Source organism: Leclercia adecarboxylata, assembly GCF_006171285.1.
GTDB lineage: Bacteria > Pseudomonadota > Gammaproteobacteria > Enterobacterales > Enterobacteriaceae > Enterobacter > Enterobacter barmai.
Map to the genome: position 1 here is coordinate 313,794 of NZ_CP040889.1, position 12,518 is coordinate 326,311.

The 12,518-nt window shown below is 57.5% G+C and carries 13 protein-coding genes; 6 read left to right on the forward strand and 7 right to left on the reverse strand.

From position 1 onward, the window contains the following. Positions 1–66: 66 nt before the first annotated feature. Positions 67–1,293 carry a diguanylate phosphodiesterase gene (locus FHN83_RS03355; RefSeq protein ID WP_139563227.1) on the reverse strand — a complete coding sequence of 409 codons (1,227 nt, stop codon included), beginning with the start codon at positions 1,291–1,293 and terminating at the stop codon, positions 67–69. Between the two features lie 303 nt (positions 1,294–1,596). On the opposite strand from FHN83_RS03355, the gene ycgZ reads away from it, so the two are divergent. The 6 genes from ycgZ to yegS all read left to right on the forward strand — a co-directional run bounded on the left by ycgZ (position 1,597) and on the right by yegS (position 5,872). Continuing rightward, positions 1,597–1,836 carry a regulatory protein YcgZ gene (gene ycgZ / locus FHN83_RS03360; protein ID WP_039031107.1) on the forward strand — a complete coding sequence of 80 codons (240 nt, stop codon included), beginning with the start codon at positions 1,597–1,599 and terminating at the stop codon, positions 1,834–1,836. Between the two features lie 137 nt (positions 1,837–1,973). Then, positions 1,974–2,291, forward strand: coding sequence for a hypothetical protein (locus tag FHN83_RS03365; protein ID WP_039031106.1), 318 nt, complete (start codon positions 1,974–1,976; stop codon positions 2,289–2,291). Positions 2,292–2,329: 38 nt separating this feature from the next. Further along, the gene (locus FHN83_RS03370) at positions 2,330–2,608 is read left to right on the forward strand and encodes a biofilm development regulator YmgB/AriR family protein (protein ID WP_072036700.1); all 279 of its coding nucleotides are present in this window, start codon (positions 2,330–2,332) and stop codon (positions 2,606–2,608) included. 173 nt (positions 2,609–2,781) lie between these two features. Further along, positions 2,782–4,143: a tRNA 5-hydroxyuridine modification protein YegQ gene (gene yegQ, locus FHN83_RS03375; protein ID WP_139563228.1), complete on the forward strand. Its 1,362-nt coding sequence runs from the start codon at positions 2,782–2,784 to the stop codon at positions 4,141–4,143. Between the two features lie 362 nt (positions 4,144–4,505). After that, on the forward strand, positions 4,506–4,844 hold the full coding sequence (locus tag FHN83_RS28130) for a hypothetical protein (RefSeq protein ID WP_072036699.1): 339 nt from the start codon (positions 4,506–4,508) through the stop codon (positions 4,842–4,844). A 128-nt stretch (positions 4,845–4,972) separates the two neighbouring features. Further along, positions 4,973–5,872 (forward strand): lipid kinase YegS, encoded by a 900-nt coding sequence (gene yegS / locus FHN83_RS03380; protein WP_138369942.1) that lies wholly within the window; start codon positions 4,973–4,975, stop codon positions 5,870–5,872. A 114-nt stretch (positions 5,873–5,986) separates the two neighbouring features. Here the strand turns inward: yegS and FHN83_RS03385 are convergent, their stop codons facing one another. From FHN83_RS03385 to FHN83_RS03410, 6 genes are read right to left on the reverse strand one after another with little or no spacing between them, the layout of a single operon-like run. Continuing rightward, entirely contained in the window at positions 5,987–6,760 is a 774-nt protein-coding gene (locus FHN83_RS03385; protein ID WP_039031103.1) for an ABC transporter ATP-binding protein, read from the reverse strand. Positions 6,761–6,769: 9 nt separating this feature from the next. After that, positions 6,770–7,633, reverse strand: a complete 864-nt coding sequence (locus FHN83_RS03390) for an ABC transporter ATP-binding protein (RefSeq protein WP_139565411.1) — start codon at positions 7,631–7,633, stop codon at positions 6,770–6,772. After that, on the reverse strand, positions 7,605–8,510 hold the full coding sequence (locus FHN83_RS03395; protein ID WP_039031102.1) for an ABC transporter permease: 906 nt from the start codon (positions 8,508–8,510) through the stop codon (positions 7,605–7,607). The genes FHN83_RS03390 and FHN83_RS03395 overlap by 29 nt, the downstream gene beginning before the upstream one ends. Continuing rightward, positions 8,507–9,544, reverse strand: a complete 1,038-nt coding sequence (locus tag FHN83_RS03400; RefSeq protein WP_139563229.1) for an ABC transporter permease — start codon at positions 9,542–9,544, stop codon at positions 8,507–8,509. Before FHN83_RS03400 ends, FHN83_RS03395 begins: the two co-directional genes overlap by 4 nt. Further along, the gene (locus tag FHN83_RS03405) at positions 9,541–11,157 is read right to left on the reverse strand and encodes an ABC transporter substrate-binding protein (RefSeq protein ID WP_139563230.1); all 1,617 of its coding nucleotides are present in this window, start codon (positions 11,155–11,157) and stop codon (positions 9,541–9,543) included. Before FHN83_RS03405 ends, FHN83_RS03400 begins: the two co-directional genes overlap by 4 nt. A 36-nt stretch (positions 11,158–11,193) precedes the next feature. Continuing rightward, entirely contained in the window at positions 11,194–12,348 is a 1,155-nt protein-coding gene (locus FHN83_RS03410; protein ID WP_138369938.1) for a mandelate racemase family protein, read from the reverse strand. Positions 12,349–12,518: the final 170 nt, after the last annotated feature.

Genomic DNA, 12,518 nt, shown 5'->3' on the forward strand with positions numbered 1-12,518 from the left:
CGAATCTCACCGGGCTGTACAACTCGTTATATTGTACAACAGAATTGTATCACTGCCCGGTGAAGGTTAAAGAAGAACCTCCTCGCGCGGCTCAGGCCACGAAACTGGCGGGATCCCGGCCAGTTCAGGGTGGGCAAACAGGTGCCCCTGGAACTGAGAAACGCCTGCAGATTCGAGCCACATCCACTCTTCCGGCTGCTCGATACCCACTGCGGAGATCAGAATTTCTAAAGCTGTACAACATTTTATGATCGCGAGCACAATTGCCTGCCGCGGTCCGCTCTTGTGAACGTCGCGAATCAGATCGCGATTAATCTTAATTCTGTCTGGCTGGAACTGCGCCAGCAACAGCAGACCGGCAAAACCACCGCCAAAGTGGTCAATCGCCACGCCAATACCTGCGGCTTTTAACTCGCGTACCGCACCGGTGAATTCATCCAGACGGGAGATCACTTCGTGCTCGGTAAACTCCACCACAATCTGCTCTGCCACCAGTCCGTTGGCCTCTATCTCACGAATCAGATAGTCGACCGCGTTGGGAATATTGACCAGCGTCATCGGTAAAAGGTTCACTGACAGGCTCTGTTCACCCAGCCCCAACTCCTTTGCCATCGCAAAGGCAACGCTCTTGCTTTTAAGGTCGGCTTCATAAACAGCATCCCCTTCCAGCCCCTCAAACCAGCGCTGGGCAGGCTCCCCTTCCGGGGTGCGGATCAGGGCTTCGAGAGAGACAACTTCGCGGGCCAGCGGGTCGATAATCGGCTGGAACGCGAAGCTGCACGACTCGCTGTAACGCCCCGGCAGGGTGCGTACGCTGGGATCGTCGCTGTCAGGAACAAATACCCAGTGGTCCCCTGACGGCAGCTCAAAGTAGTTCTCTTTTTCACTCTCCTCGACGAAGGTTCTGAAGAAGTGCAGCGCCCTGTCGTTATAAAACATCTGGTACTTTGTGGTGCCCTTGTCCAGCACGTTTTGCAGTACTTCGTGACGGTCATAGTGGCGTAAATCAAACAGTTCCATGCCGTACTTGCCGAAGCGCCGGGCGCGGGAATAATCGCACAACAGTTCCACCACGTTGTGGTGACGCGGGTCTTCACAGATCGCGCGGTAAATGGCTCTTACATTCTCCTCAGGTCCTTCGAGCAGCTGAAAAAAGAGCTTGCCAGTAAACAGAAGAATGCCGCTAACCCCGGCTTCTTTGTTTTTTTCATTTGCTGCAACAACCATGTCTTCCAGCACGGTAACCGGTACGTCGTCACGAAAATGACTACGGTAAATGATGGTAGTGAGCATAGGGTTTCCAATAGAGGAGGTGAATGAAAGTCCACAGTATCAGATGGTTCGCTTAACTTCTTATAAGCTTCCCCGGACGAAGTAAATTCCGTCACCTGTACCCGCCATAACGACAAAAATCGTCGACAATGTACAATCTTTTTAGCTTGTTTTACAAATTTTATCTATTTTAACTTGCTGAATAATATGGATTAGCACGTAATGGTAAAAATATATTTGTTAACTTGTACAATTGGTGTGTACAGTATTTACAAGTTAACAAGATATTAACCTTCTAAATACAGCGGATTTCAGGAGTGACATATGCGCGAGAACGGGTACTCACCGAACACAGCCAATGCCATTGCCCAGTACTTTAACAAAGCAAACCAACCCTCCCAGCAGGAGACGCTGGGTCAAATTGTGGTTGAAATTCTACGGGAAGGAAAAATCCTCAATCGAAAAGCCATTTGTACCCGTCTGCTTTACCGGATGGACCAGGCTTCGGATCGGGAAGAGGAGAGCCGTTATCAGACGCTGGTTGGCCTGCTGTTTGATCGATAAACGATACGCCACAGCATATGATTACCTTGTTTTTTGAGTCAGTTTTTTCTTTGCGACAGATTTTTTATACTGTCACGACAGACTGACTTTATGCCGCATCTCTTCCTGCAGGAAGATGCGGCGACAGAGACGTAGTTATGAACAGAAGTGACCATGAACGATTAACTGACGAACTTATTGGCGAAGCTACTCTTTCTTTGCTCAAAGATAACGGCCCCATAAGCATGAAGCTGTTGCTGGAGAGGCTGCAACAGATGTTATCGATTGAGCGGGACGGGCAGCGGCGGAACGTGCTATCCCAAATTATTCTGGAAATTTCCAACGATGGTAAGGGTGGCGCCCGGCGTAATACCAAAAGTGAGCAGCAGGAGTGGGACACGGATGGTCGACACAGCAGCAGCAATGTGTATCCCCTGTTTGGCAATAGCCCGCAAGCCAACAGGAATAAGCATTAACTGCACCATTAATTTATTAACTGAACCGGTGTGACACTATGAGCCAGGCTATGCTCCAGAAAAATGACTTTTACGATGAACTGCCCAATGCTGCATTGTCCAACTACTTTCGTAGTGCCGGTGGTTTGCTGGCCGAAGAGTGGGCGCTGCTTCAAACTGTGACAGGCGCCATTCTGGATGCGAAGGAACCGCTGACTAATAAAGCGATTATTTTACGTTTGATCCATGAGATCGAGTCTACGCGCGACGTTGTCCGCGCCGATATCATTCGTAAGACCCTGGAAATTATTGTCGATCATACCCAGGACGACCTCTGATTGCCCGACCCCTGAGCTAAACGCCGACGGTACTGTCCTGCCGTCGGCCTTTACTCACTCAATGGTTTACCTCCCCTTCCCGCAGCGCTACAATGCCCGCCCTTAATGTATGGGATCTCCTCCCGGCGCCCACCCGTGTGCGCATCTGACCTGTCATCAGAACGAGAACAAACATGTTTAAACCGGAACTTCTCTCCCCGGCGGGAACGCTGAAAAATATGCGTTACGCTTTCGCCTACGGCGCCGATGCCGTTTATGCGGGCCAGCCGCGCTACTCCCTGCGCGTTCGTAATAACGAATTCAACCACGAGAATCTGCAGCTCGGCATCAACGAAGCCCACGCGCAGGGTAAAAAATTCTACGTGGTGGTGAATATCGCCCCGCATAACGCCAAGCTGAAAACCTTTATCCGCGACCTGAAACCGGTGGTAGAGATGGGCCCGGACGCGCTGATTATGTCGGACCCGGGTTTGATCATGCTGGTGCGGGAGCATTTCCCGGAGATGGACATTCACCTCTCGGTGCAGGCTAATGCCGTGAACTGGGCGACGGTAAAATTCTGGAAACAGATGGGGCTGACCCGCGTGATTTTGTCCCGCGAACTGTCACTGGAAGAGATCGAAGAGATCCGCACCCAGGTGCCGGACATGGAGCTGGAAATTTTCGTCCACGGCGCACTGTGCATGGCCTACTCCGGCCGCTGCCTGCTCTCCGGCTACATCAACAAGCGTGACCCGAACCAGGGCACCTGTACCAACGCCTGCCGCTGGGAATATAACGTCCAGGAAGGCAAGCAGGATGAGGTGGGCAATATCGTGCACAAGCACGAGCCTATTCCGGTGCAGAACATTGAGCCGACGCTGGGCATCGGGGCGCCTACCGACAGCGTGTTTATGATTGAAGAGGCCCAGCGCCCGGGTGAATACATGACCGCGTTCGAAGACGAGCACGGCACCTACATCATGAACTCCAAAGATCTGCGCGCCATCGCCCACGTAGAGCGCCTGACCCAGATGGGCGTGCACTCCCTGAAGATCGAAGGCCGCACCAAGTCCTACTACTATTGCGCGCGTACCGCCCAGGTCTATCGCCAGGCGATTGACGACGCGGCGGCGGGCAAACCTTTCGACAGCACCCTGCTGCAAACTCTGGAAGGGCTGGCGCACCGCGGCTACACCGAGGGCTTCCTGCGTCGCCACACCCATGACGACTACCAGAACTACGAATACGGCCACTCCGTTTCCGATCGCCAGCAGTTTGTCGGCGAGTTCACCGGCGAGCGCAAGGGCAACCTCGCGGCGGTGGCGGTTAAAAACAAGTTTCTCGTGGGCAACAGCCTGGAGTTGATGACCCCACAGGGCAACATCAACTTCACCCTGGAGCATATGGTGAACGGCAAAGGCGAGTCAGTCTCCGTCGCGCCGGGCGACGGTCATACCGTCTGGCTGCCAGTACCGGAAGAGATCAACCTGGAATACGCGCTGCTGATGCGTAACTTTGACGGCGAAAACACCCAGGCGCCGCACGCTAAGTAGTGAAAAGGGGTTATTTTTTGGTATGAGATGATTCTTAGAATTCGATCACATACCGCTGCGTTTGATGCGGGTATTATTGCAGGCGCTGAAAAACATAACCCATAAATGCTAGCTGTACCAGGAACCACCTCCTTAGCCTGAGTAATCTCCCTTACGCAGGCTAATTTTTTTGTCTGAAATTCCCCCTCTCCTCTCTTTCTGCGCATCTGAAGTACTATTTCCCCCCCTTAACGTAAATTTGTTTCTATTTACGACGAGAAGCCCCTTTAATTATCAATTTATTAAAGGCAGGGTATTCATACACATATCAGATGCTATTCTTCTTACGAATGAAATTTCACTTAAGGAGAAGGAGGAGATATATGTACTGGGTGGTTGAAAACAGGATGGTTTGCCCTCGTACTGGAACAATTTTTATACACGTACTCACCGTTAAAAATCTCAGGCTGATAATCTGGTATAAAGGAGATTACTTTATCAGCACCGGATCGGTTCTTGTCACCAGCCCCTTCGGAATTGCTATAGATGGCAAAATCAGAGCGTTACACATCCTTCGAACATTCCCGTATACATCAAAACTTTGGTCATCATTTGTTGAAAGCTCAGGCTGCCCCGGCAACGAGGGTGGGCTGATTATCCGCTGTCCATATCGCCAGCACTGTATGTTCGCGTTATGTCCTTATGGCGCACTACCGACCTAAACCGTCTGGACCGAGTGGCGTAAACCCGAGCTCGCCACTCATTTAATTTCTCGCCTTTCATCCTCTTCTTACCCGCTTTTTCCCGCGCTGCGATACACTTCTTGAAGATCAGCACAGGAGCAACGTGGATGGCGACCTATCCGGCAAGTTTATTAATTCTCAATGGTAAAAGCGCGGGCAACGATCTGTTGCGCGAGGCGGTGACACTGTTACGCGACGAAGGCGTTCATATCCACGTGCGCGTGACCTGGGAAAAAGGCGACGCGGCGCGCTATATCGACGAAGCCCGCACCCTCGGCGTCGAGACGGTGATTGCAGGCGGCGGCGATGGCACCATCAACGAGGTAGCGACCGCATTGATTAATCTGCAGGGCGACCACCGTCCTGCGCTGGGCATTCTGCCGCTCGGCACCGCCAACGATTTTGCCACCAGCGCCGGGATCCCGGAGGCGCTCGATAAGGCTCTACAGTTGGCGATTGCCGGTAAAGCCACGGCGGTGGATATTGCCCGGGTGAACGATGAAACCTGCTTTATTAATATGGCGACCGGCGGGTTTGGCACCCGCATTACCAGTGAAACGCCTGAAAAGCTGAAAGCGGCGCTGGGCGGCGTTTCGTACCTGATTCACGGCCTGTCTCGACTGGATACCCTGAAACCGGATCTGTGTGAAATCCGCGGCGAGAACTTCCACTGGCAGGGTAACGCGCTGGTGATTGGTATCGGCAATGGCCGTCAGGCGGGCGGCGGGCAGCAGTTGTGCCCGGACGCGCTGATCAACGACGGGCTGCTCGGGGTACGTATCATTACCGGCGATGAACTGCTCCCGGCGCTGTTCACCACCCTGACCAAAGCGGAGGACAGCCCGCATCTGGTGGATGGACAGTCGGCGTGGTTTGAAATCCAGGCTCCGCACGGGATGACCTTTAATCTCGATGGCGAACCGCTGAGCGGCGACCGTTTCCGCATCGCGCTCCTGCCAGGGGCGATCCAGTGCCGGCTGCCGCCGGATTGTCCGCTTCTGCGCTGATAAGTGCGGCCTGATGCCCTCACCCCGACCCTCTCCCACCGGGAGAGGGTGCAAACACTAAAAACGGTAACATGCGTTACCGTTTTGCTTTTACCTCCGCCGCCGGGCAAAAAACTAATATACCGCCACCTCCCTCGCCATCTCGCGGGAATACTGCTGGCTGGCGTTGACCAGCATCCGGGTGTAATCGGTTCTGGCCTGCCCTGCCACCAGATCGTCCACCGTCAGGGTTTCGAGGATCTTGCCGTACTGCATCACCGCCACCTTCTGGCACAGATGGGCAATCACCCCGAGATCGTGGGTCACCATCAGATAGGTGAGTTTCGACTCGCGCTGCAGCTCCGCCAGCAGGTTTAAGATCTCCGCCTGTACCGACACATCCAGCGCCGAGGTGGGTTCATCGAGCAGCAGCACCTGCGGCTCCAGGATCAGCGCCCGGGCAATCGCCACGCGCTGGCGCTGGCCGCCGGAAAGCTGATGCGGATAGCGATCGCGGAAGGCACGATTGAGGCCCACCTTATCCAGCAGGGCGTGAATGCGCCGATCCCGGTCGTTGATGCCGTGAATTTGCAGCGGCTCTTCCAGAATATCGCCGATGGTGTGCCGGGGGTGCAGCGAACCGTAGGGGTCCTGAAACACCATCTGCACCAGACGGCAGCGCTGGGGGCTGATGCGCCGCTCCAGCGGCTGGCCGTTAATCGCCAGCGCCCCTTCCCAGTGGGTGAACAGCCCCGCCAGGCATTTCAGCACCGTGGTTTTACCGGAACCCGACTCCCCCACCAGGCCGTAAATCTCCCCCGGCTGGACGTTGATATTGACGTCGTACAGAACCTGGCTGCGTTTTTCCCCTTCACCGAAGGCCAGATTCAGGTTTTTTACCTCGATCATCGTTGCTCCTTATTCGGTCAGCCAGCTGGCCTGACGTTGCAGTACCGGCAGCACCGGGCGGCGGCGGTTCATCTCTGGCAGGGCGTTAATCAGCCCCTGCGTATAGGGGTGCTGCGCATTGTGCAGATCGCAGGCGGCGATGGACTCCACCACCCGCCCGGCGTACATCACCAGCACCCGGTCGCAGAAGCTGCGCACCAGGTTGATGTCGTGGCTGATAAAAATCAGCCCCAGCCCGCGGGACTGGACCAGGTCGTCCAGCAATCCCAGCACCTGCAGCCGCACCGAGACGTCCAGCGCCGAGGTAGGCTCATCGGCGATCACCAGCTCCGGGTCGGTAATTAGCATCATGGCGATCATGATGCGCTGCCCCTGCCCGCCGGAGATCTCGTGCGGGTAAAGGTGATAAACCCGATCCGGCTGGCGAATGCGCACCACGTCCAGCATCTCCAGCACTTTGGCTTTAGCCTCCGCCTTGCGCCCCGGATGATGCGTCAGCCAGGCTTCGGCGATCTGATCCCCGACGCACACCACCGGGTTAAGGGAGTATTTCGGATCCTGCATGATCATCGAGATGCGCTTGCCGCGAATGCCGCGCATCTGCGCCTCGCTGACGGTGCGTAAATCGACGTCGCCAAACTGCATCCGCGTGGCGGCGATCTGCGCCTTCGCCGGATGCAGACGCAGCAGCGCCCGCCCGACGGTGGATTTCCCGGAGCCCGACTCGCCGACTATCGCCAGCTTCTCGCGGCCCAGCTGAAAGGAGACGCCGCGCACCACGTTGGTGACCGCGCGTCCGTTGATAAAGTCGACGTGCAGATCGCGCACGTCGAGCAGCGGCACATCAGTTGCTGCGAGGATCGAGGATGTCACGTAAGCCATCTCCTAAGAAGTTGAACGCCAGGCTGTTAATCAGGATCGCCAGCCCCGGAATAGTCACTACCCACCAGCACTCCATCATGTAGGTGCGCCCGCTGGAGATCATCGCCCCCCACTCCGGCTCCGGCGGCTGTGCGCCAAGGCCAAGGAAGCCAAGCCCGGCGGCGGTCAGGATGATCCCCGCCATGTTCATGGTGATACGAATAATCACCGACGGCAGGCACAGCGGCACGATGTGACGCCACAGCACCCGTACCGGAGACGCCCCTTGTAAACGCACGGCGGAGATAAAATCGGCCTGGCGCAGGGAGAGGGTTTCGGCACGCGCCAGACGGGCAATCGGCGGCCAGGCGGTGATCGTAATGGCGATCACCACGTGTTCCAGCCCCGGGCCGAGCGCTGCGACAAACGCCAGCGCCAGCACCAGGCTCGGGAAGGAGATAAAGATATCGGTGACGCGCATCAGGACCGCATCCACCTTGCCGCCAAAGTACCCGGCGGTGACGCCCAGCAGCAGCCCCAGCGGGCCGACGGTGACCGACACCAGCAGCACGATATAGAGCGTGATGCGCGAGCCGTACACCAGGCGGCTGAAGATATCCCGGCCAAACTCGTCGGTGCCGAACCAGTGCTGCGCGTTCGGCGACACCAGGGCGTTATTCAGATCCTGCACCAGCGGGTTATAAGGGGCTATCCACGGCGCGAAGGCGGCGACGATCAGCAGCAGCAGGATGATGCCGCCGCCGATGGCCGTCAGCGGGTTGCGCGCCATCTGCCCGGCAAAGCCGAAGCCGCGGCGGGCCATGCGCGCCAGGCGCTGGCGTCCTTCGCTGCGAACGCCTTGCAGCGGTGTATCCAGAGAAACGGTCATGATTTCGTCCTCGGGTCGAAGAGTTGATACAGCATGTCGGAGAGCAGGTTGAGCATCACGAAGATCATCCCCACCAGCAGGACGCAGCCCATCACCGCGTTCATATCGCCCAGCAGCAGGCTGCCGGTGAGATAGGAGCCAAAGCCCGGCCAGGAGAAAACGGTTTCAATCAGCACCGCCCCTTCCAGCAGCGAGCCGTAGGCCAGGGCCACCACCGTCAGCAGCTGCACGAGGATGTTGCGAAACGCGTGGTTCCAGATCACCTGGCGCTCGGTTAAGCCTTTCACCCGGGCGGTGATGATGAACTCCTGGGACAGCTGGGCCAGCATAAAGCTGCGGGTCATACGGCTGATGTAGGCCAGGGAGTGGAAGCCCAGCAGAGAGGCGGGCAGCACCAGGTGGTTAATGGCGTTCCAGAACACCGCGCTGTTGCCTGCCAGCAGGGCATCGACGGTCATCAGCCCGGTGCGGCGCGGCACAATGCCATCCAGCCCTAAATCCAGCCGTCCGGCGCCGCCCACCCAGCCGAGCCAGGCGTAGAACAGCAACAGCCCCATCATCCCTACCCAGAAGATCGGCGTGGAGTAACCGGCGAGGCTGATGATGCGCACCACGTAATCCGAGACGCTGTTACGACGCGCCGCCGCCAGCACCCCCAGCGGGACCCCTAAACCGGCCCCGACGATAATCGCCATGGTGGCCAGCTCAAGGGTCGCCGGGAAGACGCGCAGAATGTCGTCCAGCACCGGTTTGCCGGTCAGCAGGGCGTTGCCAAAATCGCCGTGCAGCAGGTTGTTGAGGTAGATCCCAAACTGGGTCAGGAGGGATTTATCAAAACCGAGCTGCTGGTAGACCTGCTGATAGGTGCTGTGGTCGGCATCCGGGCCAACAATCGCCAGCACCGGATCCACCGGCATCACGCGGCCAATGAAAAAGGTCAGCACCAGCAGGCCGAACAGCGTCACCAGCACCTGGGTTAAGCGCTTTGAGAAACGCCGGGTGCGGGAGCCTGGGGCGAGTATCGCTACACTCATTTTTCACCTCCGGTTTTGTACACTTCCCGCAGGAAGGTGGTGGCGGACGGATGCGACTGGAAGTTTTTCACCTCGTTACGCACCACCACCGAATCAACCATCTGCGACAGCGGGATCAGCGCCGGGATCAGCTGGTCATAGCGCACCTGGATCTGCTGGTAGTCGGCGATTTGCTTTTGCGGATCGCGCTCCAGCAGGGCCTTGTCGATCATCTCGTTCAGCGGCTTGTCGTAAAAACTGGTACGCCAGCCCTGGAAGTTGGTCAGCCGGGCCTCGTCGCTGTTGTCGGGGTTGTAGACCAGCGCCCGCAGGCTGGAGTGCGGATGCGGCTCCACGCCGCTGCCGCCGCGCCCGACCAGCATGTCGAACTTACGCTCGCGCATCGCGCCGTAGATCTGGTTCCCGGTGCCGGTGATGATTTTGGCGTTGATCCCCGCCTGCATCAGGGTGGACTGCACGGCGATGGCGATATTGAGGAACGGCTGATCCGCCAGCACCCGCAGGGTAGTGTCGAAGCCTTCCGGGTAGCCCGCTTCCGCCAGCAGCTTTTTGGCGCGCGGGATATCGAGTTTGTAGCCCGGGTCCGGCAGCGTGGAGGGCATCCCCGCCTTGATCGGCCGCTGGTGCAGCACGCCGTAGCCCGGCATCAGCGCCTTGTTGATCCCCTGATAGTCGATGAGATAGCGCACCGCTTCGCGCACCTTCGGATTGGCGAAGTGCGCCTCCTTCATGCTCATCGCCACGTAGTAGACCGTGCCCTTCTGCACGGCTTCCACCGTCAGCTGCGGATCCTTACGCAGGGCGTTAATGTCGGCCACCGCCATATTGCTGGCGATATCCAGATCGCCCTTCTCCACCATCAGGCGCAGGGTCTGCGACTCCTGGAAGTGGCGCAGCACCACGCGGTTCATCTTCGGCTCTTCGCGCCAGTATTTCGGGTTCCGCTTCATGCGCAGCACGTCTTTTGCCTGCCAGGTCTCCAGCATAAACGGCCCGGAACCGGCTTCGTTGGTGGTCAGCCAGCGGTTGCCCCAGTCGCTGTTGACCTCGTGGCTGAGCACCGTTTTGCGATCCAGTACGCCAAGGTTGCCCAGCGCGCCGAGGGAGTAGATCACCAGCTGCGGATCGTTGGCCTTCGGCAGGGTGAGCTGCACGGTGTAGTCATCCAGGGCTTTCACCTGCTGGTCGATGTTCTTCTTTGAAAACCCGTAAGATTTCCACACCGACGCCTGGGCAAGATTCAGATGCAGCAGGCGACGCATGGACCACGCCACGTCTTCGGCGGTAAGCGGGTTGCCGGAGTGGAAGGTCACGTTATCGCGCAGGTGGAAGGTCAGGGTTTTGCCGTCCGGCGAGATGTCCCAGGATTTCGCCAGCGCCGGTTTGACGTTGGTGAGCGTGTTGGGATCGAGTTCCACCAGCGAATCGTAGAGATTGACCACAATGCCGACCACCTCGTTGCCGGTCATCGCGGCCGGATCGAGGGTCAGCAGGTTGTTCATGTTCATACCGATGATGAGCTGATCGGGCGGCGTTTTTGCATACGCCGCGCCGCTCCCCATCATCAGCGAGAGCGCGAGTAAACACGCCCCGGTGAGGGAGTTTTTCTTCATCTGTGTATACCGTTTGTAGGGTAGAAGTTTTATTTATCAGTCGTGGCTGAGGGTATTGGCTTCGATATACGCAAAATTAATGTCTTCGCCCAGTCCCGGGCGATCCGGCAGGCTGACCATGCCGTTTTCATCCATCGGGTCGATGAGGCTGTGCAGATATGCCGCGGGCTCGTCGTAGTCGAGGAACGGATGCAGCAGGCCGCGTTCGTACCAGCGGCAGTTTTTGATAGCCCCGATCACCGCCAGGCTGGCCGCGCCGTTGCCGTGCACTTCGCAGTCCATGCCGAACGACTCGGCGAGGTTGGCTACTTTCAGGGTTGGCGAGATGCCGCCTACGCCATTGGCGCCCGCACGCAGGATGTCGCACGCTCCGGCTCTTACCCAGTCGGCGCGGCTGTGGTGCTTGCCGCCCAGGCTCTCCGGCCCGACGATGGGAATGGAGAGGTTTTCAGCCAGCCAGGCGTAGGAGGCCATGCTCTCCTCTTCCATCGGCTCTTCAAACCAGGCGAAGTTGAGTTTTTCCAGCTCTTTACCGATCCACAGTGCTTCCGCACGGCTGTACCAGTGATAGCCGTCGATCATCAGGTCGATATCCGGCCCGACCGCCTCACGCACCGCGGCGCAGGCTTTGATATCCATCTTCGGATTCGGTGCGAAAGAGACCGGCGGCATCCAGGTGTGGAGCTTGATGGCCTTGTAGCCGCGGGCGACCAGGGTTTCTGCGAAGCTGGCGTACTCTTCCGGGGTGGAGAGGCCACCCGGCAGGTCGTCGCCGCACATGGTGCTGCCGTAGGCAGGCACTTTGTCGCGGTAGCCGCCCAGCAGCTTCCAGACCGGCATATTGAGCTTGCGGCCAATCAGATCCCACAGCGCCTGCTCAACGAAGCCCAGCGCGCGTTCGGTCAGCTGATGGGCGCTGCCGCGCTGCCAGTGGGCCAGCTCCTGCCAGATCTTTTCGCGGTTAAAGGCGTCCTGGCCGATCAGCACCTTACGGAAGAAGGTGTTGACCACAAAAGGGCGCACCACTTCCGGCGGTGCAAAAGAGTACCCTTTGGTGCCATCGTCTGCGGTAATGGTCAGCATCGCCATTTTCGCCAGGCTTTCCGGCCCCGGATGAGAGTGCCCGGCGCTGTCGGAAACCCGGCGGGTGGGATACTGAAAGACGGTGACGTTTACGGATTCGATTTTCATTTTTTGTCCTTAAAACTGCGTAGGTTCAGCGTGTTCTTTCATTTTGAAAAGCTGTTTCGAATCTAACTTTAAGCGCAAAATTCATCCACTGCCTTAGACAAATTCCGCTAAGCGTCGACCGTTTTTTGTGCATCTGCACGGGGGCGAGTGATACTTTTCACAAAAGAGAG

Coding starts and splice junctions, on each gene's coding strand:
- FHN83_RS03355 (WP_139563227.1), bottom strand. CDS start 1,293: ATGCTCACTACCATCATTTACCGTAGTCATTTTCGTGACGACGTACCG.
- ycgZ (WP_039031107.1), top strand. CDS start 1,597: ATGCGCGAGAACGGGTACTCACCGAACACAGCCAATGCCATTGCCCAG.
- FHN83_RS03365 (WP_039031106.1), top strand. CDS start 1,974: ATGAACAGAAGTGACCATGAACGATTAACTGACGAACTTATTGGCGAA.
- FHN83_RS03370 (WP_072036700.1), top strand. CDS start 2,330: ATGAGCCAGGCTATGCTCCAGAAAAATGACTTTTACGATGAACTGCCC.
- yegQ (WP_139563228.1), top strand. CDS start 2,782: ATGTTTAAACCGGAACTTCTCTCCCCGGCGGGAACGCTGAAAAATATG.
- FHN83_RS28130 (WP_072036699.1), top strand. CDS start 4,506: ATGTACTGGGTGGTTGAAAACAGGATGGTTTGCCCTCGTACTGGAACA.
- yegS (WP_138369942.1), top strand. CDS start 4,973: ATGGCGACCTATCCGGCAAGTTTATTAATTCTCAATGGTAAAAGCGCG.
- FHN83_RS03385 (WP_039031103.1), bottom strand. CDS start 6,760: ATGATCGAGGTAAAAAACCTGAATCTGGCCTTCGGTGAAGGGGAAAAA.
- FHN83_RS03395 (WP_039031102.1), bottom strand. CDS start 8,510: ATGACCGTTTCTCTGGATACACCGCTGCAAGGCGTTCGCAGCGAAGGA.
- FHN83_RS03400 (WP_139563229.1), bottom strand. CDS start 9,544: ATGAGTGTAGCGATACTCGCCCCAGGCTCCCGCACCCGGCGTTTCTCA.
- FHN83_RS03405 (WP_139563230.1), bottom strand. CDS start 11,157: ATGAAGAAAAACTCCCTCACCGGGGCGTGTTTACTCGCGCTCTCGCTG.
- FHN83_RS03410 (WP_138369938.1), bottom strand. CDS start 12,348: ATGAAAATCGAATCCGTAAACGTCACCGTCTTTCAGTATCCCACCCGC.